Source organism: Agromyces sp. Y782 (assembly GCF_059445405.1).
In genome coordinates, this window is record NZ_JCAIUG010000001.1 from 2786623 (window position 1) to 2812485 (window position 25863).

The 25863-nt window shown below is 71.4% G+C and carries 25 protein-coding genes; 16 read left to right on the forward strand and 9 right to left on the reverse strand.

The features are described from left to right. Positions 1-45: 45 nt before the first annotated feature. The 10 genes from AC1C2S_RS12650 (at position 46) to AC1C2S_RS12695 (ending at position 10238) form a co-directional block, all read left to right on the forward strand. Positions 46-1458 carry an aminopeptidase P family protein gene (locus AC1C2S_RS12650; RefSeq protein WP_495353249.1) on the forward strand — a complete coding sequence of 471 codons (1413 nt, stop codon included), beginning with the start codon at positions 46-48 and terminating at the stop codon, positions 1456-1458. A gap of 39 nt (positions 1459-1497) precedes the next feature. Beyond that, on the forward strand, positions 1498-2175 hold the full coding sequence (locus tag AC1C2S_RS12655) for a GntR family transcriptional regulator (protein WP_495352873.1): 678 nt from the start codon (positions 1498-1500) through the stop codon (positions 2173-2175). 148 nt (positions 2176-2323) lie between these two features. After that, entirely contained in the window at positions 2324-3508 is a 1185-nt protein-coding gene (locus AC1C2S_RS12660) for an NAD(P)/FAD-dependent oxidoreductase (RefSeq protein ID WP_495352874.1), read from the forward strand. Beyond that, positions 3508-3828: a (2Fe-2S)-binding protein gene (locus AC1C2S_RS12665; RefSeq protein ID WP_495352875.1), complete on the forward strand. Its 321-nt coding sequence runs from the start codon at positions 3508-3510 to the stop codon at positions 3826-3828. The genes AC1C2S_RS12660 and AC1C2S_RS12665 overlap by 1 nt, the downstream gene beginning before the upstream one ends. Next, positions 3825-5378: an FAD-dependent oxidoreductase gene (locus AC1C2S_RS12670; protein WP_495352876.1), complete on the forward strand. Its 1554-nt coding sequence runs from the start codon at positions 3825-3827 to the stop codon at positions 5376-5378. The genes AC1C2S_RS12665 and AC1C2S_RS12670 overlap by 4 nt, the downstream gene beginning before the upstream one ends. 52 nt (positions 5379-5430) lie before the next feature. Next, on the forward strand, positions 5431-6348 hold the full coding sequence (locus AC1C2S_RS12675) for a dihydrodipicolinate synthase family protein (protein WP_495352877.1): 918 nt from the start codon (positions 5431-5433) through the stop codon (positions 6346-6348). A 36-nt stretch (positions 6349-6384) separates the two neighbouring features. Beyond that, the gene (locus AC1C2S_RS12680; protein WP_495352878.1) at positions 6385-7386 is read left to right on the forward strand and encodes a proline racemase family protein; all 1002 of its coding nucleotides are present in this window, start codon (positions 6385-6387) and stop codon (positions 7384-7386) included. Positions 7387-7411: 25 nt separating this feature from the next. Next, entirely contained in the window at positions 7412-8905 is a 1494-nt protein-coding gene (locus AC1C2S_RS12685) for an aldehyde dehydrogenase (NADP(+)) (protein ID WP_495352879.1), read from the forward strand. A gap of 194 nt (positions 8906-9099) precedes the next feature. Further along, the gene (locus tag AC1C2S_RS12690; RefSeq protein WP_495352880.1) at positions 9100-9738 is read left to right on the forward strand and encodes an RNA polymerase sigma factor; all 639 of its coding nucleotides are present in this window, start codon (positions 9100-9102) and stop codon (positions 9736-9738) included. Then, positions 9735-10238 carry a hypothetical protein gene (locus AC1C2S_RS12695; protein WP_495352881.1) on the forward strand — a complete coding sequence of 168 codons (504 nt, stop codon included), beginning with the start codon at positions 9735-9737 and terminating at the stop codon, positions 10236-10238. Before AC1C2S_RS12690 ends, AC1C2S_RS12695 begins: the two co-directional genes overlap by 4 nt. Before the next feature lie 93 nt (positions 10239-10331). Here AC1C2S_RS12695 and AC1C2S_RS12700 read toward each other — a convergent pair whose 3' ends face one another. From AC1C2S_RS12700 to AC1C2S_RS12720, 5 genes are all read right to left on the reverse strand, one after another. Beyond that, positions 10332-11054, reverse strand: coding sequence for a VOC family protein (locus AC1C2S_RS12700; protein ID WP_495352882.1), 723 nt, complete (start codon positions 11052-11054; stop codon positions 10332-10334). Positions 11055-11275: 221 nt separating this feature from the next. After that, positions 11276-11836 (reverse strand): beta/gamma crystallin family protein, encoded by a 561-nt coding sequence (locus AC1C2S_RS12705; protein WP_495352883.1) that lies wholly within the window; start codon positions 11834-11836, stop codon positions 11276-11278. Between the two features lie 502 nt (positions 11837-12338). Beyond that, entirely contained in the window at positions 12339-13907 is a 1569-nt protein-coding gene (locus AC1C2S_RS12710) for a DEAD/DEAH box helicase (protein ID WP_495352884.1), read from the reverse strand. A gap of 232 nt (positions 13908-14139) precedes the next feature. Further along, positions 14140-14769, reverse strand: a complete 630-nt coding sequence (locus AC1C2S_RS12715; protein ID WP_495352885.1) for a DUF1684 domain-containing protein — start codon at positions 14767-14769, stop codon at positions 14140-14142. Continuing rightward, positions 14766-15335, reverse strand: coding sequence for a hypothetical protein (locus AC1C2S_RS12720; protein ID WP_495352886.1), 570 nt, complete (start codon positions 15333-15335; stop codon positions 14766-14768). The genes AC1C2S_RS12715 and AC1C2S_RS12720 overlap by 4 nt, the downstream gene beginning before the upstream one ends. 100 nt (positions 15336-15435) lie before the next feature. Here AC1C2S_RS12720 and AC1C2S_RS12725 point away from each other — a divergent pair, with 100 nt between their 5' ends. After that, the gene (locus AC1C2S_RS12725; protein WP_495352887.1) at positions 15436-16689 is read left to right on the forward strand and encodes a hypothetical protein; all 1254 of its coding nucleotides are present in this window, start codon (positions 15436-15438) and stop codon (positions 16687-16689) included. Between the two features lie 80 nt (positions 16690-16769). After that, on the forward strand, positions 16770-17354 hold the full coding sequence (locus tag AC1C2S_RS12730) for a 2-phosphosulfolactate phosphatase (protein ID WP_495352888.1): 585 nt from the start codon (positions 16770-16772) through the stop codon (positions 17352-17354). A gap of 46 nt (positions 17355-17400) precedes the next feature. On the opposite strand, the gene AC1C2S_RS12735 is transcribed toward AC1C2S_RS12730, so the two are convergent. The 4 genes from AC1C2S_RS12735 to AC1C2S_RS12750 all read right to left on the reverse strand — a co-directional run bounded on the left by AC1C2S_RS12735 (position 17401) and on the right by AC1C2S_RS12750 (position 21658). Beyond that, the gene (locus AC1C2S_RS12735; RefSeq protein ID WP_495352889.1) at positions 17401-18012 is read right to left on the reverse strand and encodes a CGNR zinc finger domain-containing protein; all 612 of its coding nucleotides are present in this window, start codon (positions 18010-18012) and stop codon (positions 17401-17403) included. Between the two features lie 189 nt (positions 18013-18201). After that, positions 18202-19701 carry an HNH endonuclease signature motif containing protein gene (locus AC1C2S_RS12740; RefSeq protein ID WP_495352890.1) on the reverse strand — a complete coding sequence of 500 codons (1500 nt, stop codon included), beginning with the start codon at positions 19699-19701 and terminating at the stop codon, positions 18202-18204. 156 nt (positions 19702-19857) lie between these two features. Continuing rightward, positions 19858-20460 carry a SprT-like domain-containing protein gene (locus AC1C2S_RS12745; RefSeq protein ID WP_495352891.1) on the reverse strand — a complete coding sequence of 201 codons (603 nt, stop codon included), beginning with the start codon at positions 20458-20460 and terminating at the stop codon, positions 19858-19860. A 4-nt stretch (positions 20461-20464) separates the two neighbouring features. After that, positions 20465-21658, reverse strand: a complete 1194-nt coding sequence (locus tag AC1C2S_RS12750; RefSeq protein WP_495352892.1) for a PQQ-dependent sugar dehydrogenase — start codon at positions 21656-21658, stop codon at positions 20465-20467. 48 nt (positions 21659-21706) lie between these two features. On the opposite strand from AC1C2S_RS12750, the gene AC1C2S_RS12755 reads away from it, so the two are divergent. From AC1C2S_RS12755 to AC1C2S_RS12770, 4 genes are all read left to right on the forward strand, one after another. Then, a complete protein-coding gene (locus tag AC1C2S_RS12755) occupies positions 21707-22498 on the forward strand; it encodes a LamB/YcsF family protein (RefSeq protein WP_495352893.1) in 792 nt (263 codons plus the stop codon). After that, complete coding sequence (locus AC1C2S_RS12760; protein ID WP_495352894.1) at positions 22495-23127, forward strand: 5-oxoprolinase subunit B family protein; 633 nt, start codon at positions 22495-22497, stop codon at positions 23125-23127. The genes AC1C2S_RS12755 and AC1C2S_RS12760 overlap by 4 nt, the downstream gene beginning before the upstream one ends. Positions 23128-23229: 102 nt before the next feature. Beyond that, entirely contained in the window at positions 23230-24090 is an 861-nt protein-coding gene (locus AC1C2S_RS12765) for a 5-oxoprolinase subunit C family protein (RefSeq protein ID WP_495352895.1), read from the forward strand. A gap of 77 nt (positions 24091-24167) precedes the next feature. Next, the gene (locus AC1C2S_RS12770; RefSeq protein ID WP_495352896.1) at positions 24168-25835 is read left to right on the forward strand and encodes a glycoside hydrolase family 10-like protein; all 1668 of its coding nucleotides are present in this window, start codon (positions 24168-24170) and stop codon (positions 25833-25835) included. The last annotated feature ends 28 nt before the right edge of the window (positions 25836-25863 follow it).

A 25863-nucleotide genomic window follows, 5' to 3' on the forward strand; every position in this document is an offset into this window, starting at 1 on the left:
GCCGGCCACGACCACGAGGCAGCCACGGTCGCCTCGGCAGCTTCGATGCCGGCGCCCGCGACTCGCGACCCACGGCTGCCGCGACTGCGCGAGGTGCCTGCGTTCCTCGACTACATGGCGACCGGCTGGGGAACCCCCGATCGCACGCCGCCGGTCGAGCCGGGCGTCGCGGGGGCATCCGTTGCGCACCGAGCGCGTCTGAGCGCGGCCTTTCCCGGTCGCACGATCGTGGTCGCCTCGGGTCGCGCGCCGGTGCGCGCGAACGACTCGAACTACGACTTCCGGCCCGACAGCGACTTCTTCTGGTTGAGCGGATGCTCCGTCGAAGACGCCGTCGTCGTGCTGACGCCGGCGGGCACCGGCCATGACGCGACGTTGTTCCTTCCTGCTCCGGCCTATCCCGGCGACCCCGATTTCTTCGGCAACGCCGCGCACGGCGAACTCTGGGTCGGCGCCGCGCCCGACCTGGGGGACTGGTCTGCGGCGCTCGGCATCGAGGTGCGGCCGCTTTCACGGCTGGCCGAGACGGTCGGTCGCGGCGAGGGAGCGCTCGTCACGGGCACGCTGAACTCCGACCACGCGGCGCTCGCGGGCCTGCGTCGATCACCCGAGCTCGGGCGCGTGCTCGCCGAGCTCCGCATGCTGAAAGACGAGTGGGAGATCGCCGAACTCCGCCGTGCGGTCGACGCGACGGTCGGCGGCTTCGCGAGCGTCATCCGCGAAGTGCCGAATGCGATCGCCCTCGGCGGCGAGCGCTGGCTGCAGGGCACGTTCGACCGGCACGCGCGAACCTTCGGCAACGGGCCCGGCTACTCGACGATCGTCGGTTCGGCCGAACACGCGCCGACCCTGCACTGGGTGCGCTGCGACGGACCGGTGAAGCCCGACGAGCTGCTGCTGCTCGACATGGGCGTCGAGACCCGCGCGTACTACACGGCCGACGTGACGCGCACGTTCCCGGCTTCGGGCACGTTCAGCGCCGCGCAGCGCGAGGTGCACGATCTCGTCGAGCGCTCGCACCGGGCAGGCCTCGCCGCCGTCCGCCCCGGGCGGGACTTCCTCGACTTCCACACAGCCGCGATGGAGGTCATCGCAACGGGGCTCGCCGACTGGGGACTGCTGCCGGTCTCGGTCGATGAGGCGCTCTCACCCGAGGGCCAGCACCACCGCCGATACCTGGTGTGCGGCATCGGCCATCACCTCGGCCTCGACGTGCACGACTGCGCCCAGTCGAGCTACGAGGCCTACCAGGGCGGCCTGATGCAACCCGGCATGGTGCTCACGGTCGAGCCCGGCCTGTACTTCCACGCATTCGACGAAACAGTGCCGCCGGAGTTGCGTGGCATCGGAGTTCGCATCGAAGACGATATTTTGGTCACCACCGGCGGTTCCGAGGTTCTCTCGGACGCGCTGCCGATCGATGCCGTCGGCCTCGAAGAGTGGATGCGGGCGCGGTAGTCCTGTCGCCCGCGATCGATGAGAGAGGTCGGAACAGCTATGGGGGTCACCGCGATTCGTCCGGTCGAGCAGCAACAGAGCCTGCGCGCGCAGGTGGAGCAGGCGCTCTCGGCCGCGATCATCTCCGGCGAGCTCGCACCGGGCACACTGCTGACGGTACCGACGCTCGCGGCGCAGTTCGACGTGTCGGCGACGCCGGTGCGAGAGGCGATGCTCGATCTCGAGGGGCGGGGGTTCGTCGAACCGGTGCGCAACAAGGGTTTCCGGGTCACGACCGTGAGCCCCGAGGTGCTTCGCGAGATCGTCGAGGTGCGCCAGTTGCTCGAGCCGCCGGCGATGGAGGAGCTCGCACGACGGTTCCCGGCCGGCGAGTTGCCGGCGCTCACCGAGCTCGCCGCGCAGATCGTCGTCGGCGCGCGCACGGGCGACCTGCGCGCCTACCTCGAGGCCGACGTGCATTTCCACCTGACGCTCACGCGCATGCTGGGCAACCGCCTGCTCGTCGAGACCGTCGCCGAGTTGCGGTCGCGTACGAGACTCGTTGGGCTCTCGGCGATGCTCGAGACCAACAGGCTCGACGAGTCGGCAGCCGAGCACCTCGAGCTCCTGCAACTGCTCGAGGCAGGGGATGCCGCAGGGGCGCGCGAGCTCATGCACCGGCACATCCATCACACGCTCGGCTGGTGGGCGGGCAACCCCGAGACCGAGCAGGGCTGAGGGAGCTGGGGCGAGGGCGAGGCGCGAGCGGATGTCCCGTGGCCGGAGTCGGCACGCGGTATGCGGCCCCGCCCAGACCGCGCTTCCCACCCGGCAATGTGTGACATATTACTGATACGATCGATCCAACGGGAAGGGGAGCAGCGCCATGATCAGTGACATCGTGGTCGTCGGGGCCGGCATCGTCGGCGCCGCGTGTGCGCGGGCGTTCGCCCTGGCCGGGTTCCGCGTCACCGTGCTCGACCGCGATGCCCCCGCTTCGGGCACGAGCGCGAAGGGCGAAGGCAACCTCCTCGTCTCCGACAAAGGCCCCGGCGCGGAGCTCGCGCTCGCCCAGTACGCCGCCTCCCTCTGGCCGGGCCTCGCCGCCGAACTCGCCGACGAGCTCCGCTCGTCGTTCCCGGCGATCGAGTACGAGCAGAAGGGCGGGCTCGTCGTCGCCACCACCGCCGAGGGCGCCGCGCCGCTGCTCGCATTCGCGGCATCCCAGCTCGCTGCCGGCGTCGATGCGCGCGCCATCACGATCGACGATGCCCGCACCCTCGAGCCGCACCTGAACCCCGCGATCACCGCGGCTGTGCACTACCCCGAAGACGCGCAGGTGCAGCCGGTCATCGCCACCGAAGCACTGCTCGCCTCGGCGAGGAACCACGGTGCCGACATCCGCCCGTTCGTCACCGTGACCGGTGCGCTGCGTGATGTCAGCGGCCGCGTCGCCGGCGTCACGACGACGGCAGGCGACGTGCCGGCTGGCGCAGTGATCGTCGCTGCCGGCCCCTGGTCGGGCGAGGTCTCGGCCTCGCTCGGGGTGCACCTGCCGGTCAGACCCCGCCGCGGCAACGTGCTCGTCACGACGCGCATGCCCCACCGCGTCTTCCACAAGGTGTACGACGGCGACTACTTCGGCGCCACCCAGTCGAGCGACGCGGCGCTGCAGACGTCGAGCGTCGTCGAGTCGACGGCTGCAGGCACCGTGCTCATCGGTTCGAGCCGTGAACAGATCGGCTTCGACGATCGGCTGCGGGTCGCCGCGCTCCGCGAGATCGCGGTGAAGGCGCTGCGGCTCTTCCCATTTCTCGCGGGCGCGAGCATCATGCGCAGCTACGGCGGGTTCCGGCCGTTCATGCCTGATCACCTGCCCGTGATCGGCGCCGACCACCGCGCGCCCGGCCTCTGGCACGCCAGTGGCCACGAGGGCGCGGGCATCGGACTCTCGCTCGCGACCGCCCAACTTCTCGTCACCGAGTTCACGGATCGATCGGCGTCGATCGACGCGACACCGTTCCGGCTCGACCGCGCATCACTCGCGCCCCACCTCGCGGCGGTGGCGTGATGGGCGCGCGACTGCTGCCGGCCTCCTCCGACCCGATCCGTCCTTCGGCGAGCGCGCCGCTCGCGATCTCGCTCGACGGCGCGGCCGTGCGCGGCATCGCCGGGCAGACGATCGCGGGCGTCGTGCTCGCGAGCGGCCGGCTCGCGTGGCGGCGCACCTCGGTCGACGGTCGCCCGCGCGGCCTGTTCTGCGGCATCGGCATCTGCTTCGACTGCATCGTCACGGTCAACGGCGAGCGCGACGTGCGTGCCTGTCAGCGCCGGGCGGTCGACGGCGACATCGTCGAGAGTCAGCACGACGAACTCCCGGAGGCGGAATGAACGTCGTCATCGTCGGCGCCGGCCCCGCCGGACTCGCCGCCGCGCTCGCTGCACGGGCTCGCGGGGCATCCGTGACCCTGCTCGATGCTGCCGACGAACCGGGCGGCCAGTACTGGCGGCACCTGCCACCCGAGCGCCCTTCGGCCGACGAGCAGGTGCTCCACCACGGCTGGCATCGCTTCACCGCCATGCGCGGGGCCCTCGAAGCCGATGCCGGCTGCGAGATCGTGATGGGCGCCCAGGTCTGGGCGATCGAACCCGCGGATTCCCCCGCCCCCGCCACTCCCGTCGCCGTGCACGTGCTCGTCGGGCCGCCCGACGGCTCGCGCCGCGCCGCCCGCACGTTCCGCCCCGACGCGCTCGTGCTCGCCACCGGCGCCCACGACCGCACGCTGCCCTTCCCCGGCTGGGACCTGCCGGGCGTCTTCACCGCCGGGGCGGCGCAGGCCTTCGCGAAGGGCGAGCGGGTCGCGATCGGCCAGCGGGTCGTCATCGCGGGCGCCGGTCCGTTCCTGCTCCCCGTCGCGGCGTCCCTCGCCGCCACCGGTGCGAAGGTGCTCGGCGTCTACGAGGCGAGCCGCGTCGCCGGACTCGTGCGCGGGTGGCTGCGCAAGCCGTGGCAGCTCCTCGGCGCCGCGAAGAAGGGCGGCGAACTCGCAGGCTACGTCGGCACGCACGTGCGGCACCTCATTCCGTACGCGACCGGTCGTGCGGTGATCGCCGCGCACGGCTTCGACCGGGTCGAGGCCGTCACGGTCGCCCGGATCGACGCGAACTGGAAGCCCGTGCCCGGCACCGAGCGGCGCATCGCCGCCGACGCCGTGTGCGTCAGCCACGGTTTCACGCCACGCCTCGAGCTGCCGATCGCCGCGGGCTGCGCGATCTCCCCGGCGCGCTTCGTCGAGGTCGACGCGGCCCAGCAGTCGAGCGTCACCGGGGTCTACGCCGCGGGTGAGATCACGGGCATCGGCGGTGTCGACGCCGCGCTCGCCGAGGGTGAACTCGCGGGCCACTGCGCCGCCGGCGGAGCACCGACGGATGCCGGCGTTCGCCGGGCTGTTCGTGCGCGCACGACATTCACGGGGTTCGCAGCCCGCATCGAGGCGGCGCACGGCATCCGCTCGGGCTGGACCGCCTGGCTCGACGACGACACCCTCGTCTGCCGTTGCGAAGAGGTGCCCTACGGCTGCCTCCGCGAGACCGCCGCAGAGACCGGCGGCAGCGGGCTCCGCTCGATGAAGCTCACGACGCGCGCGGGCCTCGGCATCTGCCAGGGCCGCGTCTGCGGTCGCACGGTCGAGGAACTCGTGGGGGCAGCCGGTGCGGTCGGGGGTCTCGATACGGCCGCGGGCGGCCTACTCGACCAGCGGGGGGTGGCCGCGGGCGGCCTACTCGACCAGCGGGGGGTGGCCGCGGGCGGCCTACTCGACCAGCGGGGGGTGGCCGCGGGCGGCCTACTCGACCATCCGGAGCGCGTCACGACCGACCGCCGCCCCATCGCCTCGCCGGTGCGCCTCGGCGAACTCGCCGCGGGCGTCGCGCCCGAGTGAGCGCGTCGCACTTCAACGTCCACACCACTCCCATCGTCCAGAAAGGACATCCATGACCACGCAGAAGTTCGACCTCGGCGGTGTCGTCGTCGCGACGACCCTCGCGTTCAAGGAAGACGCATCGGCGCCCGCGGGCCTCGCCGTCGACTACGACAAGTTCGCCGCGCACTGCGACTTCCTGATCGAGAACGGATGCCGCGGCGTCGGCCCCAACGGCTCGCTCGGCGAGTACTCGAGCCTCACCGACGACGAGCGCCGCAAGGTCATCCAGGTCGCGGTGGAGACCGTGGCCGGCCGCGGACTCGTCGTCGCGGGCGTGCACGGCGTCGGCTGGCACCAGGCCGTGCAGTGGGCCGAGTACGCGAAGGCCGACGGCGCAGATGGCGTGCTCGCGCTGCCGCCGACCATCTACCGTGCGAACCGCGCCGAGGTCATCGAGCACTACACGCGCCTCAACGAGGTGGGCCTGCCGATCATGCTCTACAACAACCCCATCGACACGAAGGTCGACCTGACCCCCGACCTCGTCGCCGAGCTCTTCGAGCTCGAGAACGTCGTGGCCATCAAGGAGTTCACGACCGACATCCGTCGCGTGCTCGAGATCCAGGAGCTCTGCGGCATCGACGTCATCGCCGGCGCCGACGACCTGCTCTTCGAGTCGCTCGTCGTGGGCGCGACCGGCTGGTTCGCAGGCTACCCGAACGCCTTCCCGAAGGAGGCCGTCGAGATCTACGACCTCGTGAAGTCGGGGCAGATCGACGCCGCCCGCGAGCTCTACAAGAACCTCGTCGCCGTGTTCCGCTGGGACTCGAAGACCGAGTTCGTGCAAGCCATCAAGCTGTCGATCGACGTCGCCGGGCAGAGCTACGGTGGAACCACCCGCCCGCCGCGCGGTCCGCTCTCGGCCGAGCACGAGGCGCTCGTACGCCGCGACACGCAGAAGGCGCTCGACTACATCGCGAGCCGCTAGGCGAGGCAGGGCCGAGGCGGGGCTGGAGGAGGACACATGCGTTCGAAGCGGATGATCTCTGCCGTCGACTCGCACACCGAGGGCATGCCGACGCGCGTCGTCACCGGCGGCGTCGGCGTGATTCCGGGCGAGACGATGAACGAGAAGCGCCTGCACTTCATGGCGCACATGGACGAGCTGCGGCTCTTCCTCATGAACGAGCCGCGCGGTCATCCCGCGATGAGCGGCGCGATCCTCCAGCCCTCGACGCGCCTCGACTGCGACTGGGGCGTCGTGTTCATCGAGGTGAGCGGATGCCTCCCGATGTGCGGGCACGGCACGATCGGTGTTGCCACGGTGCTCGTCGAGACGGGCATGGTCGAGGTCGTCGAGCCCGTCACCGAGATCCGCCTCGACACCCCTGCGGGGCTCGTCGTCGCTCGGGTCGCCGTGACCGACGGCCATGCCGACTCGGTGACGATCGAGAACGTGCCGAGCTACGTCGACGCGCTCGACACCACCATCGAGGTGCCGGGATACGGCACCGTGCCCTACTCGATGGCGTTCGGCGGCAACTTCTACGCGATGGTCGACCTCGACGATGTCGGGCTCCCGTTCGACCGTTCGCGGCAGCAAGAGATCATCACGGCCGGCCTCGCGATCATGGCGGCGATCAACGAGACCGCGCCGCCGCGGCATCCGTTCATCGACGGCGTCGACCACTGCCACCATGTCGAATTCATCGCTCCGGGGTCGGATGCCACGCTGTCGCGCCACGCCATGGCGATCCACCCCGGGTGGTTCGACCGCTCACCGTGCGGCACGGGCACCTCGGCGCGCATGGCCGAGCTCTGGGCCCGCGGCGAGCTTGCGCTCGACACCGACTTCGTCAACGAATCGTTCATCGGCAGTCGCTTCGTCGGCCGGCTCATCGCCGAGACCGAGGTCGACGGCCGGCCCGCGGTCATCCCGACCATCACCGGTCGTGCGTGGGTGACGGGCACCGCCCAGTACCTGCTCGACCCCGCCGACCCGTTCCCGACCGGCTTCCAGTTCTGACCGCCGCCGCACTCAAGGAGACCTCATGACGCAAGACCTCGAGACCATCGCGGCAGGCGCTGCCGCAGCAGCCGTTCCGTTCGCGGAGACGAACCCGCGCGACCGCGGCGCAGCCCTCGTGGCCGTCGCCGACGCGCTCGAAGCGAATACCGACGAGCTCGTCGGCATCGCGATGGACGAGACGGGCCTCACCGAGGCGCGCCTCCGCGGCGAGCTCAAGCGCACTGCGGTGCAGCTGCGTCTCTTCTCCGACACGATCGTCGACGGCGGCTACCTCGACGTGCGCATCGACGCCGCCGACCCCGAGTTCGTGCTCGGTGCGCGCCCCGACGTGCGCCGCTACCTCGTGCCGGTCGGCCCCGTCGTCAACTTCGCCGCCTCGAACTTCCCCTTCGCGTTCTCGGTCGCGGGCGGTGACACCGCCGCGGCGCTCGCCGCCGGCTGCCCCGTGATCCTGAAGGGCCACTCCGGCCACCCCGAACTCTCCCGGCGCACTGCCGAGGTCGTCGCGGCGGCCCTCGCAGCCGCGGGAATGCCCGATGGGGTGTTCCACCTCGTCACGGGCCAGGCCGAGGGCGTCGCGATCCTCAAAGACCCGCGCGTGAAGGCCGGTTCGTTCACCGGCTCGATCCCCGCCGGCCGCCTGCTCGCCGACATCGCTGCTGCGCGCCCCGCACCCATCCCGTTCTACGGCGAGCTCGGCAGCGTCAACCCGGTCTTCGTGACGCAGGGCGCCCTCGCCGAACGCGGCAGCGAGATCGCCGCGGGGTACGTTGCGAGCGTCGCCGGCTCGGCCGGGCAGCTCTGCACCAAGCCGGGCTTCGTGTTCGTGCCGTTCGGGCACGGCCTCGACGGCGAGATCGCGGATGCCGCGGCATCCGTCGCCCCGCACCGCCTGCTGAACCCGCGTATCGCCGCCGGCTACCGAACGCGCCGCGACGAGATCCTCGCCGCGCAGGGCGTGCGCGTCATCGCACCCGGCAGCATCGAGATCGACGGCGACGGGCAGGGTCGGGCCACCCCGACGATCGTCGCCGTCTCGCTCGACGACCTCGTCGCCGGGCGCGACGTGCTGCTGGGTGAAGCCTTCGGGCCGCTCTCGGTGCTCGTCGAGCACGAGGCCGGCACCGACCTCGCCGGCCTCGTGCCCACGCTCTTCGAGGGCAACCTCACGGCCACGGTGCACGCGGCGACCGGTGAAGCGGATGCCCCGCTGCGCGCGCTCGTACGCGTGCTCACCGAGCACGCCGGGCGGGTGCTCTTCGGCGGCTGGCCCACGGGCGTCGCGGTCACGCCGGCGATGCAGCACGGTGGGCCGTGGCCCGCGACGACGAACGACTCCTCGACCTCGGTCGGCACCGCGGCGATCACGCGGTTCCTCCGCCCGGTCGCCTACCAGGGCGCCGCTGAAGCGCTGCTGCCGGCGCCCCTGCAGAGTGCGAACCCCTGGGGCGTGCCGCAGGCGTTGTCACCCGCGGGGCAGTCGACATCGTGGGGGTCGCGCGCCTCGGTCGGGTAATCGGGTTCGGCCGGCACGGAACCCGGCGTCGGCATCCGGACATACCTCTCTGTGCGGCGGGCTTCGCCGATGGAAAGGGGACCGTGCGGCATGGAAGACACCCGGGGAACGCGAGAGGCGAGGGGATGCGGCGTCGGCCCGCGGGCCGGGGTGCATGCGCCGATGCGGCGCGGCGCGGTTAGGCTGGCTCGACCATGGTTGACGATGCCCGATCCGACGCGGTGCTCTGGCTCGAGGCGACCTCGGGCACGGAGGCTTCGTTCGGCGTCGTCTACGACCGCTATCGCGCGCGCATCTTCCGCAAGGCGTATTCCCGCACGCTCGACCGCACTGAATCGGAAGACGTCGTCGCCATGGTCTTCCTCGAGGCGTGGCGGCGCCGACACGCGGTGCGGTTCGTCGACGGTTCGCTCCTGCCATGGCTGCTCGTCGTGACCACGAACGTGTCACTCAACAGCCAGCGGTCGGGCAGGCGATACCGGCGCTTGCTCGCGAAGCTCCCGGCCGCCGAGTTCTCGGCCGATCCGAGCCATGAGGTCGGTGAGCGGCTCGACGGCGAGCGCATCGCGCGCGGCATCGCCGCAGCACTCCAGCGCCTGAATGCGAGCGATCGCCGCATCGTCGACCTGTGCCTCGTCGACGAACTCTCGATGGCGACCGTCGCGAGCGTGCTCGATCTGCCCGTCGGCACCGTGAAGTCCCGGCTCTCGCGGGCGCGCACGAAGCTCCAGCAGGCGCTCGGCGACCTTCGTGAGCCACGAGAGCACGGCGCCCCGGGCGCCGCGCCCGCTTCGGGCGCTGCATCCGTCGACGACCTGGGGGTGACCGGATGAGCGGGCCCGAGATGCGCCCCGAACGGGATGCCGCGATTCGCGAGATGCTCCTCGATCACGTGCGCTCCGAGCCGGTCGCCCAGGCCAAGCGCCGTCGCACGCGACTGCTCGGCTGGGGCGGTCTCGGCGTGCTCGTGATCGGTGCCGCCGCCACGGCGGGTGCGGTGCTGCTGCAGCCCACCGCAGTCTCGAACGCCGAGATCGTGCTGTGCATGACGGCCGCGGAACGCAATGCCGATGGCAGCTATCCTGGCTCGTCGGCGACGATTGCCTCGCCGAGCGGCGAGGGCAGGGTCGCCGATGCGGTCGAGCTCTGCTCACTGATGTGGCAGCAGGGGGTGCTCGACGCCGAGTACGATCCGTCGGCGCAGAGCAACCCGCCGGGCCGCGTTCCCGACGAGCTGCAAGCCTGTGTCATGCCCGACGGGAGCGCGGTGATCGTGCCGTCTTCGAATGCGTCGATCTGTCCCGCGCTCGGTCTGGCGCTGCTCGACGACTAGGTGGTGTCTCGCAATCGTTCGGTCCAGGCGATGATGGCGTGGAGGACGGCTCCGGCACGGGAGGTGGTGGCCACCCCAGTCGGCGGTTCACTCCTACTTCGCCGCGGACACGTCGACCTTCGCAGCGGACACGTCGACGCAGACGATTCCCTTGTTGCCATCCTGATCGGCGATCACCGTGAGCGATGGCGTGTCGCTGTCATCGACGACGATCCCGCCCGCGGCGAGGGCGGCGGCGATCCGTTGCTCGGCCACCTCGGGCGCCACGTAGACCTCGATGTGGAACCGGTGACGCGGGGTCTCGTGCTCGTCGGCGTCCCCGAACCACAGGTTCGGTACTCGTCCCGTGGCGTCCCGGATTTCGTCGCTGGGGGACCCGCGGCCCTGGGACTCGGGGCTCCCGGTCAGGAGCGCGGCCCACACTGGGGCGATGGTCGCTGAGTGGCCCGTGTCGAGGCCGAGCTCGATGTGGCTGACCGAGGCCGGTTCGGCGGCGAGGCTGTGGTCGGCGGCGATCTCGGTGATCCGGCGCGCGAGGTCGACGTCCTGCTGGGTCACCCATTCGACGATGTGTTCGGTGCCCTCGTCGTCGCGGTAGATGGCGTCGTCGCTGATCAACTTGAGATCGACGTACCCATTGCCGATCGACACGCGCGGGTGGTGGCCGAGCGCGTCGCCCGCCTCGCCCACCGCGACGACGAACCGTGCGCCGGTGCCGAAGTCGTCGACCACGTACCGGGCATGCAGTCCCTGGGCCAGTTTGCGCCAGTCGGTCAGGTCGGCGGCGGCGATCTGCTTGCCCTTGAGCATGTCCATAGACATGAGTTTAACTCTGGTTCAGCCGCAGCGGCATCAGAGAATCCACTTCGAGCTCGTGAGGCCCTCGGACCTCGTGCAGACGCGCCTCACCACGACCGTCGCAGCCCGCGGCCGGCTCAGTGGATCGCCCATGCTGCCCGTGCCGACGATCGGCGACCGCGCGCAGATGAAGCGGCTGGTCGGCCGGACAGGCTCATGCGCCGCACGATCCTACCGGCCTAGCCGAACGTGCCGGCGGGGCGGAAGACCACCGAGCGCACTTGGTCGTTCAGGGTGCCGACGCCGCCACACCATGGCGTGCAAGTCAGGCGGGATCCGCCGTAGCCCGTCGTCGTGTACAGGGAAACCCAGCACCCGTTGGAGCCGCCGGCTGAGCTCACGTTGTTGCTCCAGCCCGAGGGCATGCTCGAGAAGCCGAAGAGCACGCCGTAGCATCCGCTCGACCCCCAGAGAGTGAGGCTCGAGCCGCCTCCATTGCTGTCGGAGTAGACGGTGCCGAGCTGGGTCGTGGCTGCCGCAGCCACACCGCGCGACGACGCATCCGCCGCGGCGATCAGATCGAGATATCGGTCGACGCTCTGTCGCTCCGCGAAGCAGACGGGCGTCGCTTCGACGACCGGTGCATCGACGGGTTGCACTTCGACGGCGCAGTGCACTGGGGCGGCGGCCCTCTGGACGGCGGCATCGAGTGGTGCCGCCGTCGCCGGTGAGACCGCAGCAAGGGTCGCGAACACGAACGTCGTTGCGAGTACAGCGCCGATCGCACGGATCTTCTTCATCGGGTTCCTCTTCTCACGCGGCCGCTCGGCCGCACACATCGTTATGTCCGGCACGGGCGTGGGGTTCCGCGGCGACCCGATGGAACCGCCGACGGGGATCCGGACATATCCGTGTGAGGGACGGAGGTTGTGGATGCGAGGAACGAGAGTGATGGCGACCACGATCGTCGCCGGTGCGATGGCGGCGACGATCACCGTGGCACTCATGGTCGGCGGCGAGATCGGTCGGGCGGTCATGTCGGGATTGTGATCGCACGCCGTCGCGCTCGCCGTGCGCGGTGCCGGCCCGCAGGGGACTCGGACCGGTTCAGATTCACGGTGAGCAACGGGCCGGTGTCGGGGGACGCCGGTCCGTTCGGCCCGGCCTGTCAGTTCGGCGGGTCCTGCCAAGTCGGCGTGACCAGGAGGAAGGTCGGGGGCTCAACGCGGTCAGCTGCACCACGAGACACGAACGGCCCCGACGAGCGAACTCGTCGAGGCCGTTCAGCCGGGTGTTCGGGCGTCAGCCCTGGGCGCGCCGGTTGCCGCGCGAGTTGCCAGAGGGCGAGACGAGGCTGCCGACACGAAGCGGCGCCTTCGCGCCCGAGCGAGCGGATGACCCGCGCTGCGCGCCCGTCGTCTGCGCACCGCGGCCCTGGCCGCCACCCTGCTTCGGGGCGTTCGCACGCGCCTCGGCCGGGCGGCCCGAGCGGTCGCGGCGGGGTGCGCCCGCGGCATCCGACTGACCGTCGCCGTTGCCGCCACGACCGCGACCGCGGCCCTGACCGGCACTCGTGCGGCCTTCGCCGGCGCCGCGCTCGTCGCGAGCTGTGCGCTTGCGCTGCGCGTTGGCGCCCTGCGAGCGGCCGCCGCCGCCCTGCTGCTGCACAGCCGCACGAGGCGACGGCTTCACGAAGGGAGCGACGTCGCCGACGAGCGTGGTCACGGCCGCCGAGGTCGCGGTGACCTGCTGCGGCGTGACGGTGATCGCGGCCTTACGGAGCAGCGTCTTCAAGTCTTGCTTCTGCGCGGGCAGGCTGATGGTGACGACGTCACCCTCGCTGCCGGCGCGGGCGGTGCGGCCCGAGCGGTGCAGGTACGCCTTGTGCTCCATGGGCGGGTCGACGTGGATCACGAGCTCGATGGCGTCGACGTGCACGCCGCGGGCCGCGACATCCGTGGCGACCATGACGTTGGCCGAGCCGTCGGAGAACGCGGCGAGGTTGCGGTCGCGCTGCGGCTGCGAGAGGTTGCCGTGCAGGTCGACCGCGGGGATGCCCTGCTCGGTGAGCTTCTTCGCGAGCTTCTTCGCGTGGTGCTTGGTGCGCATGAAGAGGATGCGACGACCGGTGCCCGAGGCGAGGGTGCGCACGAGCTCGTTCTTCGCGTCGACGTCGGCGACCTCGAACACGTGGTGGGTCATCGCGGCGACGTGCGAGGTGGCCTCGTCGACCGAGTGCAGTACCTCGTTGTGGAGGAAGCGCTTGACGAGCTTGTCCACACCGTTGTCGAGCGTCGCCGAGAACAGCAGGCGCTGACCGCCTGAGGGGGTCTTGTCCATGATGCGCGTGACGACGGGCAGGAAGCCGAGGTCTGCCATGTGGTCGGCCTCGTCGAGCACGGTGATCTCGATCGCGTCGAGCGTGACGAAGCCCTGCTTCATGAGGTCTTCGAGACGGCCCGGGCAGGCGACGACGATGTCGACGCCGGCGCGCAACGCGTCGACCTGGCGCTTCTGGCTGATGCCGCCGAAGATCGTCGTGGTCTTCAGGTCGTAGGCGGCGGCGAGCGGCGCGAGCACCGCGTCGATCTGGGTGGCGAGCTCGCGGGTCGGTGCGAGCACGAGGGCGAGGGGGCGGCCCGGGCGGCGACGTCCGCCGGCGAGCGTGGTGCCGAGGCGCGCGATCATGGGCAGCGCGAAGGCGATGGTCTTGCCCGAGCCGGTCTTGCCGCGGCCGAGCACGTCGCGTCCGGCGAGCGTGTCGGGCAGCGTGTCGACCTGGATCGGGAACGCGGTGGTCTTACCGTCGGCGGCGAGGGCCGCGACGAGGGGGGCCGGCACGCCGAGCGTGCTGAAGGTGATGTCGGTCACTGGTGCCTTTCAGGGCAGAGCACACCGCTGGTTCGAGCTCCGGCTTGCGGAGGGTTCTCGGCCCGGCGGTGGGTGTTGTGGCGAAGGCGCCGGTCGGCGCATCCGTTCGCCGTATGAGAGTCAACGGGCCACTGCACGATGTGCGGTGCCCGGAAGCGTTTCTACGACGCAAGCGGCGCGTTCATCGCGGCCGCCATCGATCACTCTAGCGGATGACCCTGTGCAACCGCCGTCAGCGGGGCATCCGTTCGCCGACGGGCACGTCTTCGCGCAGCGTGTTGCCCGGTTGGGCGAGCGGGCAGGACCACGACGGATCGTAGGCGCACGACGGGTTGTAGGCGAAGTTGAAGTCGATGACGAGGGAGTCGGGCTCGGCGCCCGGCCCGAGATCGGCGCCCTTCACCGAGTCGAGCAGGTATCGCCCGCCGCCGTAGGTGCCGCCCGGGGTGCCGGCGAGTCGGTCTTTGACGGGCAGGAAGAGTCCGCCGCCGTAGCCCGTGAGCCGCCACACGTCGAGGGTGCCGAGGTAGGGAACGCGCACCTCGCCGATGAGCGAGAACGGGATCACGCCGTCGGTCGCACTGTCGACGGTGATGCGCACGGGCTCGGCGGCGCGGCGCACCTCGAGTTCGAACCGCCAGTCGGGGTCGTACCTGGCCACCGTGAGTCCGGTGAAGCTGGCCCGGTCGTCGGGCAGCAGGGGCGATTGCGGATGCCCCGCGAAGAGCTCGTCTCGCGCGGACTTCCACAGCTCATGGCCGGCAGCGGGGGAGTGCACGCTCAACTGACGCACGCCCGAGTAAAGTCCGAAGACGCGTCGTCGCCAGTCGGCCAGCTGGAGGGCGCCGATCGTGTCGGTCATGCCGCCGCCCCCATCGAGGCGAGCGTCGCCGTTGCCGTGGTCTCGGATGCCGCGGCACCGGCGGCACCGGCGGCATCGGCGGTGCCCGGCGGGTCGTACCGCCAACCGGGTGCGAGCTGTCGCAGCCGCATGCCGCGCCACTGCCAGAACGCCCAGGTCGGATACCAGGCGAGCGCGTCGAGGGCGCCGGCGCTCGCGAGCAACCGGTCGCGGTAGAGGGTGCGACCATCGGGCAGGGCCGAGACGGCCATGCGGTGATCCCAGCTCTCGAACGCGGCGAACGGCCCGGTCTCGGCGCCACCGCCGTCGCGCAGCATCCGCACGCCGACGGGCAGGCCGCCCGGGCTGCTCAGCTCGACGCGCTCCTCGCCGATCGGATAGCGGCGGAAGGCGAGCACGCGCAAGCGGTGCGGTCCCTCTGGCCAGACCGTCGGCAGACCGCCCGGCTCGAGCGAGTCGAAGTCGAGCCACGGCGCGACGACCTCGCGCAGCACGGCCGGACTCCGGAGCGCCCGCCATGCGGCATCCGGAGTGCAATCGAGCGTGAGTTTCAGCAGCACCCGCATGAGCTGAGAGTAGGGCGCTCGGATGCCCCTGCCAAGCGCCGCGCCGGATTCGAAGCTGACGCACGGTTCAACCGAACCACGAACGCCTAGACTCCCGCTCATGCCCGACGGACTCTGGTGGTTGCCCTCCCTCGTCGTGTTCGCGGCCGCTGTCGCCGCAGTCGCCGGTGCGGTGGTGGCGCTGCGCCGGAGCGGTGCGCGTCGGGAGCGCGGCGCGCTCGCCGAAGGCGCCGAGGCCGAGGCGAGGGCCAAGGTGTTCATCGTGCAGGCCGACAACGCCGTGCGCGATGCGGAACGCGAAGTCGCCTACGCGGAGGCGCAGTTCGGCGCCGAGCAGGCGCGGGCGATGCACACGGCGCTCGATTCGGCACGGGGCTGGCTGCGGGAGGCGTTCATCCTGCAGCAGCGTCTCGACGACGCCGAGGTCGATACCGTGGCCGAACGACGCACCTGGAGCGCCCGTATCGAAGGCCTCTGCGTCTCTGCGATCGGGGTGCTCGACGATGCGAAGTCGTCACTCGCCTCCAGGCGACGCAGCGAGCGCGGGGCGCACGCCGAACTGCCGGCGCTGCGCGAGCAGGTCGAGCAGCTCGGCCGCCGACGACTCGAGGCCGAGGCGATGCTCGGGCGACTCGGCTCGAGGTTCGCGCCATCGGCGCTCGCCGCCGGGCGAGGGGCGGCGACCCGGGTCGATGCCGCGCTCGTCGAGGCGACCGTCGCGCTCGACGCGGCCGAGGCGAGCCTCGCACGTGCCGAGCCGGCGGCCGGTCGGCTGGGGTCTGCGGAGGATGCGCTCGTACGCGCGACCCGCGACCTCGATGAGATCGACGCCGTCGAACTGGCCCTCGCGGCCGCGCAATCGGATGCGTCGCGGGAGGCCGCCGCACTCGACGGCGAGCTCGTGGCAGCGCGGCGCGAGCGCGATGCCCAGGAGGATCCCGACGCTGCCGAGGTGCTCGGATCGGCGATCGGCGACGGCTCGGCCGCGATGGCCGGGCGTGCCGAACTGGCCGGCGACCCGTTCACCGACCGCGACCGGCTCCGGGCGTGCCGGGACCGGCTCGAGGTCGCACGCGCTGCGGCTCGCAACGCGCAGGGCCGTCTCGACGGCGCCCGCGGGGCGCTCGGCGGGGCGATCGCCATCGCCGAGAGCCAGTTGCGGGTTGCCCGTGCGGCGATCGATCGGGGCGGACACGCGGTCGGCGCCGACGCCCGCACCAGGCTGGCGGAGGCCGAACGCCAACTCCTCATCGCCCATCAGGAGCCGGATCCGGTGGCGGCGCTCGACGCGGCGCGCCGGGCGACATCGCGGGCGAGTGACGCCGAGGCGCTGGCGCTCTACCGCGCGATGTGAGCGGTTCCCGCGCCGCGGCCCGCGTCGAGATCCCCGTCATCCGGCGCAGGCACCCCCGCCGCACGGGATAACCTGTGCGGGTGAACGAGCAGAACCCGGGCCCCGAGGCCCAATCGACGTATCAGGTGCGGTTCGACTGGGGTCGCCCCGGTACGGCACGCATCAGCGCCGGCGCCGACCTGCTCGTCTGGGTCGATGTGGTTCCGGATGCCTCGGCGCAGGACCTGCCCGATGGCGTCGTCGAGCTCGCTCCCGCGCAGGCCGCAGTGCTCGCCGCGGGATTCGTCGACGCCACCGCGACCGCGCGCTGGATCCTCGCCGAGCAGGAACGTCTCGGGCGCCGTGCGTTCATTGCGATCATCGCCGCGGGCGATGCCGAGGAGGGGTTCACCGCTGAAGACCTGCTCGGTGCGGGAGCCGTCATCGATGCGCTGGCGTCGCTCGGCATCGACGACACCTCACCAGAGGCCGCGGTCGCGAGCGCGGCGTTCGGGGGCCTGCGCCGGGCGGTGCGTCACCTCACCTCGGCGTCGGTCTCGGGTCGTGCGGCCGCAGCCGCGGGCATGAGCACCGTCGAGTTGCACGGGGTCGCCGCACTCGACTCGATCCAGACGGTCCGAGTCGTTCGCCCGAGCGGGGCGGCCGCCGAGGCATCCGTCGACTAATCGAGGTGCCCGCGTTTCGTCGTCGCGCGGTCGTCGTGGTGACCACTCACGCGGCGGGGCGCACGGCCTTCCGCGCCCGGTGTGCGCGAACTTTGGCGCGATTTCCGCAGCGCTGCATGGAGCACCATCGACGACTCGCCGCCCTCGAGGTGTCGAGGTACACGACCTCGCAGTCGGCGCCCGAGCAGCAGCGGATGCGCTCGACGCTCGCCGGCGCGAAGAGGTCGACGGCATCACGCGCGATCGTGGAGAGCGACTGCGGCACGGTTTGCACCGAGCGGCCGGCCTGCCGGGTGCCGCCCGCGAGCGACGGCGGAATGTCGGGTGTGGCCGCATAGAGGTTCACGAGGTCGACGTCGGCGGCGCGCAGCTGCTCTTCGCGGCTCGCGGCCACCGCCATGCGGCTGATCGCATCGCGAAGTGCGATCGCGTCGAAGAGATCGCGGGAGCGCGCCGCGCCCACGGGCACAGGGAACCGTTCGTGCAGCCACCGCGTGAGGTCATCGGGCGCGTGGAGTCTTTCGCCCGACTGCAGGCCGCCGATCTGGCCGGTGTAGGCGAAGTCGAGTGCGAACGAACCCGAGTCGAACCACCAGCGAGTGCCTTCGCCGCTGGTGAACCATTGCCCGACGGCGATCGAGACGGTGGAGACGGGCATACAACCAAGGTACTGGCTGACGGGTCGCCTCATCGACGGCGTGGCTCGGGGATGTATGCGGCGAACGGCATGGTCGTAGACGTAGCGAGCGAGGCGCCTCGCGATCTCTGAGTCCGGGCGCCGGGCGTCGGGCCGTCGGGCGTCGGGACACATCAACGATGCGCCTGTCGGGGTCGGCTGATTCCCGGGTCAGGCCGCAGCGTGCTGACGTTCGGGCAAGGCGAAGCGCGCCTTGCCGCCAAGTCGTGGTGTCCGGTGCGGATCGACGTGCGGTGGTGGTATGAACCACACCTCGCTCGCGGTCGCGCGAATCTCCCAAGCTTCGCGGTGGATCATGTGGTGGCAGAAGCTGCACAGTAGTACGCCGTTCGCGAGGTCGGTCGGCCCGTCGTCGCGCTTCCACCAGCGGATGTGGTGGGCGTCGACGTAGCCGATGTTCTGCCCGCACGAGGCGCAGCCACCATCGCGCTCAGCGAGAGCGAGACGCTGCGCCTTCGTGAAGCGGCGAGCGGTGCGACCGAGGTCGAGTGGCGGGGATTGGCCGCCGGGGACGGCGGGAATGAGTTCGGCGTCGGCGGCCATGCGCCTGGCGGTGCCGGCGGAGATCGGTTGCTCGATGCCATCGATGCCGGCATGCCCGAGCCCGTCGGTGAGCGTGCGCAGGTCGAGGCGGATCACGACGGTCGTCTTGGCAAGCGGGGTGAGGGTCTGCGTGCAGCCGAGGGTGTGCCGGGCGAGAGCGGCGAGTGCGTCGGCTTGGATCTGCGGGATCGACCGTGCATCTTCGATCACGGCACCCGTCTCGTCGGGTTTGGGCTCCCGTCGGCGCAACACGTCGCTGACGAGCGCCTCGATGGCGGCCTTGAGGGGTGCGGCGGACTCCGGGTCGAGCCGGGCGTGCAGGTGCAGCATGCCGGCGCCGTCTTCACGCATCGTCAAGGACCGCTCCTGCCGGAGGGCCTCCTCGCGGGGCTCGACCCCGGATTCGTCGAGACGCGCCTCTGCTTCACGGACTCCGCGCATGAGCAACTCGAGGGAAACCCGCCCGGCGAGTTCGACGAGTGCGGCTTCGACCACGTCCGCCAGTGCCGCGTCGGCGCGCAGCGTGACGCGGTCGAGCATCGAGGTGATCGCCGAGGCCGCCTCGACACTGATCGACGCAGTCGCCAAGGTGGCGGCGACGTAAGGGTGGGCGCCGGGGCCCGGTGGCCGCCGAAGGTCTGCCGTTCGGCGGTCGCGGTGCCGACCGCGATGAGTTTCGCAGCATCGCCCCGCGAACCGCCGAGGGAGGCCGCGATGAGCCTGACCGGGTTGTGAAAGCCCTGCGCCTTCGCGAGGCCGTCGTTGCCGAACGTGCTGCCCGAGCGCTTGGCGACTTCGGCGGCAACCCGGGTCAGCAACGCGTCTGCGTCGCGGCGAACCTGCGCGAGCGTCTCGGTCACTCGCATCAAGGCCGCGTCGCTCATTTGCTCGAGCTCGCCTTGCGTCGAACCCGTGGTCGCACCGAACGCCGGCAGGCCGTCTGCCCACCTCGCGCGCAAGGCATCGAGGTCGCGTTCGAGCGCCTGCAGCGGTCGCGGGTGTTCTTCCATGCTTCGATCCTGCACCCACCCACCGACATTCGGAGCGGGTCGGAAAACAAACCTGATCTGCGAAAACCGCCTGTGGAGAACTTGGCGAATGCGACACTGTGGAGGATGAGTCAGTGGGGGTTCACGCCGACGAAGCGGGCAGCCGAGCTGGTGCGCGGCAGGAGGCATCCGTCGGCTCTCTCGAACCTCACGGGTGCGCGGTCGACTCGCACGTGTCGAGACGACCTGCAGGCGGCGTGTGCGCCTACCTCGCTCAGCCGCTCGCCGCGCTCGCCGCCTTGCGCCGCACCGCGGCGGTGATCTCGCGGCGGTGCCACACGATGAGGTTCGTCAGGTCGAAGCCTCGGCGGCACAGTCCGCAACTCAACTGGCGCTGCGGCTCGCGGTAGCGGAAGTGCTCGTGGCCGGCGGGGCACTGCCCGATCCAGGGCGCGAGTTCGTGGGCCACTTCGCCGTCATGGGTGCGACGGCCGACGTACCCGAGGCTCGATGCGATCGACGCCCACTTCGGCCCGTGTGCTGCGCGCGGCCCGGCGAGGGCGTGCGCGACCTCGTGCAGCAGGATCTGGTGGATCTCGTCATCGTCGTAGCGGGCGGCGAGGTAGCGCGAGACCGAGATGCGTTTGTCGGTGTAGTTGCAGAGGCCGGCGCGCTTCTTCGCGTTGTCGAACCCGAACGTCCAGGTGGCATTGTCGAGATGCAGCGCGATGAGGGCCTCGGCCCACCGCCGCACGCGCTCGAGATCCGCCATGGAACAGACAATAGCGCTGACCGGCGACACCGGCGAGAAGGCGGCGACCCCCGATCGGGTGCAGATTCCGGCCGCCAGCGCCAGCGCCAGCGCCAGCGCCCGCACCCACCTAGCCGGTCGGCGCGAGCGGCACCCGGTACAACCGGTCGTCGCCATCGCCGGGCGACCCTCGCCCATCGGTGTTGTTCGAGATGAGCCAGAGCGAGCCGTCGGGTCCGGCGGCGACGTCGCGGATGCGCCCGAGCTCGCCCGCGAACCAGGGAGTCGCGGTGGGTGCGCCGCCGCTCGTCGCGGGTGCCACGGTCCAGACGCGTTCGCCGCGCAGCGCCGCGAGGAAGAGCGTGTCGCCGATGACCGCGAGCCCGCTCGGGCTCGACTCGGAGGTGGGCCACTGCACGACGGGGTCGAGGAACCGACCGTCGCCGGCCTGGCCCTCGACGATCGGCCAGCCGTAGTTGCCGCCGCGCGAGATGCGGTTCAGCTCGTCCCACGTGTTCTGCCCGAACTCCGCGGCCCACATGTCGCCGCGCGCGTCCCACGCGATGCCCTGGGGGTTGCGGTGGCCGAGGCTCCAGACGGCATTCCCGAAGGGGTTGCCGGGTGCCGCCGCGCCGTCGGGCGTGACTCGCAGGATCTTGCCCGAGAGCGAGGCGGGGTCTTGCGCGGCATCCCGGTTGCCGGCGTCACCGGTGGTCACGTAGAGCAGGCCGTCGGGCCCGAACGCGATGCGGCCGCCGTTGTGGTTGGCCCCGCCGCGCGGGATGCCGGTGACGACGGGCTCCGGCGCGCCGAGCGCGAGTGCGCCGGGTGCGCCGGTCAGCGGCATCCGCACGACCCGATTGTCGGATGCCGCGGTGTGCGCGGCGTAGACGCGATCGGGCCGCTCCCCGTCGCTCGCGAGAAAGGCGAGACCGAGCAGCCCGCCCTCGCCCCCCGCCGCGACGCCGGGCACGGTGGCAGCGACCCGCAGTGAGCCGTCGGCCAGCACTTCGACGATGTCGCCGCTGTCGCGTTCGCTGACGAGCACGCCGCCGTTCGGCAGCAACAGGATCGACCACGGCGCGTCGAGTCCCGCCGCGATCGCCTCCGGGGTGCCGGCCGGTTGCAGCACGGGAGGCGGGGGAACAGGCGTCGCGGGCGGTGACGTCGACGGCGGGGCATCCGTGGATGCGAGCGGGGTCGGGCTCGGCAGGGGCGGCTCCGATGCGCAGCCGGCAAGACCGGCCAACGGCACGACGAGCGCGATCAGGGCGACGGATGCTGCGCGCAGACGCAGGTCGTCTCGAGCATGACTGCGCGGCATCCGGCCCTCCCCACCCCAGTCTGCGCGAGTCCGCGCCAGAATGGGAGCATGCCCGTCGAGAACGATGCGAACAGCATCGACCTGAACAGCATCGACCTCAACAGCGACCTCGGCGAGTCGTTCGGGGCGTGGCGCCTGGGCGACGACGAGGCGATGTTCGCCCTCGTCTCGAGCGCGAACATCGCGTGCGGCTTCCACGCGGGCGACCCGATGACGATGCTCGGGAGTGCTCGGCTCGCCGCCCGCATTGGCGTCGCGCTCGGCGCGCACCCGGGCTACCGCGACCTCGCGGGCTTCGGGCGACGCGCGCTCGACACGAGCCCCGCCGAGATCGCCGCGGAACTGCTCGCGCAGCTCGGCGCCCTCGACGGACTCGCCCGTGCGGCCGGCACCCGCGTGCGTTACGTGAAGGCGCACGGCGCCCTCTATCACCGGCTCACGAGCGATGACTCGGCTGCTCATGCGTTCGTCGAGGCCGTCGCCGCCTACGACGCCTCGCTTCCAGTGCTCGGCCCGCCGGGCAGCGCGGTCGAACGGGCAGCGGATGCCGCGGGCATCCGGTACGCCCGTGAGGCGTTCGTCGATCGGGGGTACGTGGCCGACGGCTCCCTCGTGCCGCGAGGGGAGCCGGGCGCCATGATCGACGACCCGGCCGCGGCATCCGATCGGGCGCTCGAGATCGTCGAGACCGGCGGCATCACCGCCGATGACGGCAGCAGGGTGGAGCTCGCCGCGGACTCGCTCTGCGTGCACGGCGACACGAGCGGTGCCGTCGCGATCGCCCGGGCGGTGCGTGCTGCGCTCGAACGCTCCGACATCTCGATCGAGTCGTTCGCGTGAGCCGCCGCCTGCTGCCGAGCGGTGACGCAGCCCTGCTCGTCGAGTGCGACTCCCTTGAGGAGGTGCTGGCACTGCACGACGCGCTCGCGGCAGAGCCGCCCGCTGGCGTCATCGAACTCGTGCCGGCCGCCCGCACGATTCTCGTCGCGGTCGATCCCGAGCGGCTGCCGCTCGAGTCTGCGGCGACCTGGGTGCGGCGCATCCCGTCCGAGGCCGGTGCGCGGCGCGCGGGTCAGGTCGCCGGCGAGGCGGTGATCGATGTCGTCTACGACGGCGATGACCTGTGGCAGACGGCCGGCCTCCTCGGTGTCTCGCCCGAGGCGTTGGCCACAAGGCACCAGGCCGCGGAGTGGCGGGTCGCGTTCATCGGGTTCGCACCCGGATTCGGCTACCTCGTGAGCGACGGCTGGCCGTTCGAGGTGCCGCGCCTCGACGCTCCCCGCGTCCGGGTGCCAGCGGGTGCCGTCGCACTCGCCGGAGCCTTCGCCGGTGTCTATCCGCGCCAGAGCCCCGGCGGGTGGCGTCTGATCGGGCGCACCGATGCCGTGCTCTGGAATCCGAGTGACCCGGCGCCCGCATTGCTCGTGCCCGGCCGTCGCGTGCGCTTCCGGGCGGTCGACGGCCCATGAGTAGTCTCACCGTGGCTTTCCGGGTGCTGTGCCGGGGCGGTGATCGCCCTTGAGCGGTCTCACCGTGGCTTTCAGGGTGCTGTGCCGGGGCGGTGATCGCCCATGAGTAGTCTCACCGTGCTCGAGACAGGGCCGCTCGTGCTCGTCGAGGATCTCGGCCGGCCGGGCCTCGCCCATCTCGGCGTCGCCGGCTCAGGGGCGCTCGATCGCGCAGCCCTCGCGCTCGCGAACCGGCTCGTCGGCAACCCCGACGGCACGGCTGGGCTCGAGATCCTGCTCGGCGGGTTCCGTGCGCGATTCGAGGAGGAGACCTGGATCGCGGTCGCCGGCGCTTGGGGGCCGGTGACGCTCGATGGCCGGCCCGTCGCGCTCTACACTGCTGCACGCGCGAGTGCAGGTGCGCTGCTCGAGATCGCACCGGCCGCACAGGGCCTCAGATACCTCCTCGCGGTGCGCGGCGGCATCGACGAACCCGAGTCGCTCGGCTCGCGCTCTCGTGACACGCTCGCCGCGATCGGTCCCGACCCCGTCGCCGCGGGTCGTGTGCTCACGATCGGCGCGGCGCCCGCGGCATCCGTGCCCCTGCTCGACCGTGAAGCGGCGTTCCCGCCGCCGACCGGTGCCGTGACGCTCGCCCTCTTGCCGGGGCCGCGCGCCGATTGGTTCACGCACGATGCACGTGCGACCCTCTTCGACACCGCATGGCGCGTGTCGGAGCAAGCCGACCGGGTCGGCGCCCGCCTCACCGGCCCCGCACTCGAGCGGCGGGTGCCCGGCGAGCTCGTGAGCGAGGCGACGGTGCCGGGCTCGATCCAGGTCGCCGGCGACGGCCGGCCGACCGTCCTGCTGGCCGATCGCCCGGTCACCGGCGGCTATCCCGTCATCGCGATCGTCGCGCCCGCATCGCTCGATGCCGTCGCGCAATTGGGGCCCGGGCACGAGGTGCGATTCCGTCACGTCTGACCTGTGGAAACAACTCTTCACATCCGGTGTCGGGCGTGGAAGTATCTTCCAAAACGGACCGACTCGGAGGATCAACGATGCCCCTCGACCGCACACCGCCCCCTGACCAGACACCGCCCGCCCAGACCTCGCCCGCGCTCCACCGCAGGGGGTTCCTCACTCTCGCGGTCGCCGGAGCCGCGGCGTCCGCGTTCACCGTGACCGTCGGCACGCTCGCCGCGACCCCCGCGATCGCATCGTCCGTGACCGGCGACGCAGCCGCCGATGCTGCCGCCGTCACAGCGGCATCCCGCAAGCGCGAGCTCCGCGCGATGTGGATTTCCTCGGTGGTGAACATCGACTGGCCGTCGCGCACCGGACTCACCGCCGACGAGCAGCGCGCCGAGTTCTTGCACTGGCTCGACGTGGCCGAGCAGTTCAATCTCAACGCCGTCTTCGTGCAGGTGCGCCCGACCGCCGACGCGTTCTGGCCGAGCCCGCTCGAGCCGTGGTCGCAATACCTCACGGGCGTGCAGGGGCAGGACCCGGGCTACGACCCGCTCGCCTTCATCGTCGAGGAAGCGCACCGCCGCAACCTCGAGCTGCACGCCTGGTACAACCCGTACCGCGTCTCGATGGGGGCCGATCCGGCCGCACTCGTGCCCGAGCACCCCGCGCGGGTGCACCCCGAATGGATCTGGGCGTACGGCGGCAAGCTCTACTTCGATCCCGGACTGCCCGAGGTGCAGGAGCACATCCAGCAGGCGATCCTGCATTCGGTCGAGCACTACGACCTCGACGGCGTGCACTTCGACGATTACTTCTACCCGTACCCGGTGGCCGGGCAGTCGATTCCGGATGCCGCGACCTACGCCGCTCACGGCGCCGGCTTCGACGACATCGCCGCTTGGCGCCGGCACAACGTCGACACGTTCGTGAGCTCCGTCTCGGAGCGCATCACGGCGCTGAAACCCTGGGTCAAGTTCGGCATCAGCCCGTTCGGCATCTGGCGCAACCGCGCGACTGACCCGCTCGGTTCGGAGACGGCCGGCTCGCAGTCGTACGACCTGCAGTTCGCCGACACCCGCAAGTGGGTGCTCGAGGGTTGGCTCGACTACATCAACCCGCAGATCTACTGGCAGTTCGGCCTTGCGGTCGCCGACTATGCGAAGCTCGTGCCGTGGTGGGCCGACGTCGCCGCGACATCCGGAACGCACCTCTATATCGGCGAAGCCCTCTACAAGGTGACCTCGGGTGTCTTCACCGACCCGGCGGAACTCTCGAACCACCTCACGTTCGACCGTGAGATCGACGCCGCACAGGCGCCCGTGCACGGCAACGTCTACTTCTCGGCCAAGCACGTGCCGGCCGACCCGCAGGGCTCGATGTCGCGGGTGCTGGCCGATCACTACTCGCGGCCCGCGATCGTGCCGGCGATGCCGTGGCTGCCCGCGACCGAGGTGCGCACCCCGGTGCTCGCGACCGCACTGCGGTCCGAGGGTGGTGTCGCGCTGCACTGGCTCGATGCTGCACCGCCGAAGCTCCGCGCCACCTCGTTCGCGATCTACCGGGTCGACGGTCGCGTCGACCAGATCGACGTCGAGCACCCGGGCAACCTCATCGCGACGATTCGGTCCGCCGACAGCGTGATGCAGCGATTCGTCGACGCGACTGCGGCTGCCGGTGTCCGTTACAGCTACGCGGTGACCGCGCTCGACCGGGTCTGGAACGAGACGCCGCCGAGCCGGGTGCGCACCACCCGCTGAGCCGAGCCGCAGAAAACGGAGATCTGCC

What these genes read in the sequence shown, in the direction of transcription:
- AC1C2S_RS12695 (WP_495352881.1), top strand. Translation starts at nt 9,735, where the DNA reads ATGAGCGGGCCCGAGATGCGCCCCGAACGGGATGCCGCGATTCGCGAG.
- AC1C2S_RS12665 (WP_495352875.1), top strand. Translation starts at nt 3,508, where the DNA reads ATGGGCGCGCGACTGCTGCCGGCCTCCTCCGACCCGATCCGTCCTTCG.
- AC1C2S_RS12770 (WP_495352896.1), top strand. Translation starts at nt 24,168, where the DNA reads ATGCCCCTCGACCGCACACCGCCCCCTGACCAGACACCGCCCGCCCAG.
- AC1C2S_RS12705 (WP_495352883.1), bottom strand. Translation starts at nt 11,836, where the DNA reads ATGAAGAAGATCCGTGCGATCGGCGCTGTACTCGCAACGACGTTCGTG.
- AC1C2S_RS12675 (WP_495352877.1), top strand. Translation starts at nt 5,431, where the DNA reads ATGACCACGCAGAAGTTCGACCTCGGCGGTGTCGTCGTCGCGACGACC.
- AC1C2S_RS12735 (WP_495352889.1), bottom strand. Translation starts at nt 18,012, where the DNA reads ATGCCCGTCTCCACCGTCTCGATCGCCGTCGGGCAATGGTTCACCAGC.
- AC1C2S_RS12650 (WP_495353249.1), top strand. Translation starts at nt 46, where the DNA reads ATGCCGGCGCCCGCGACTCGCGACCCACGGCTGCCGCGACTGCGCGAG.
- AC1C2S_RS12655 (WP_495352873.1), top strand. Translation starts at nt 1,498, where the DNA reads ATGGGGGTCACCGCGATTCGTCCGGTCGAGCAGCAACAGAGCCTGCGC.
- AC1C2S_RS12685 (WP_495352879.1), top strand. Translation starts at nt 7,412, where the DNA reads ATGACGCAAGACCTCGAGACCATCGCGGCAGGCGCTGCCGCAGCAGCC.
- AC1C2S_RS12725 (WP_495352887.1), top strand. Translation starts at nt 15,436, where the DNA reads ATGCCCGACGGACTCTGGTGGTTGCCCTCCCTCGTCGTGTTCGCGGCC.
- AC1C2S_RS12765 (WP_495352895.1), top strand. Translation starts at nt 23,230, where the DNA reads ATGAGTAGTCTCACCGTGCTCGAGACAGGGCCGCTCGTGCTCGTCGAG.
- AC1C2S_RS12755 (WP_495352893.1), top strand. Translation starts at nt 21,707, where the DNA reads ATGCCCGTCGAGAACGATGCGAACAGCATCGACCTGAACAGCATCGAC.
- AC1C2S_RS12690 (WP_495352880.1), top strand. Translation starts at nt 9,100, where the DNA reads ATGGTTGACGATGCCCGATCCGACGCGGTGCTCTGGCTCGAGGCGACC.
- AC1C2S_RS12670 (WP_495352876.1), top strand. Translation starts at nt 3,825, where the DNA reads ATGAACGTCGTCATCGTCGGCGCCGGCCCCGCCGGACTCGCCGCCGCG.
- AC1C2S_RS12700 (WP_495352882.1), bottom strand. Translation starts at nt 11,054, where the DNA reads ATGGACATGCTCAAGGGCAAGCAGATCGCCGCCGCCGACCTGACCGAC.
- AC1C2S_RS12715 (WP_495352885.1), bottom strand. Translation starts at nt 14,769, where the DNA reads ATGACCGACACGATCGGCGCCCTCCAGCTGGCCGACTGGCGACGACGC.
- AC1C2S_RS12750 (WP_495352892.1), bottom strand. Translation starts at nt 21,658, where the DNA reads ATGCCGCGCAGTCATGCTCGAGACGACCTGCGTCTGCGCGCAGCATCC.
- AC1C2S_RS12720 (WP_495352886.1), bottom strand. Translation starts at nt 15,335, where the DNA reads ATGCGGGTGCTGCTGAAACTCACGCTCGATTGCACTCCGGATGCCGCA.
- AC1C2S_RS12680 (WP_495352878.1), top strand. Translation starts at nt 6,385, where the DNA reads ATGCGTTCGAAGCGGATGATCTCTGCCGTCGACTCGCACACCGAGGGC.
- AC1C2S_RS12660 (WP_495352874.1), top strand. Translation starts at nt 2,324, where the DNA reads ATGATCAGTGACATCGTGGTCGTCGGGGCCGGCATCGTCGGCGCCGCG.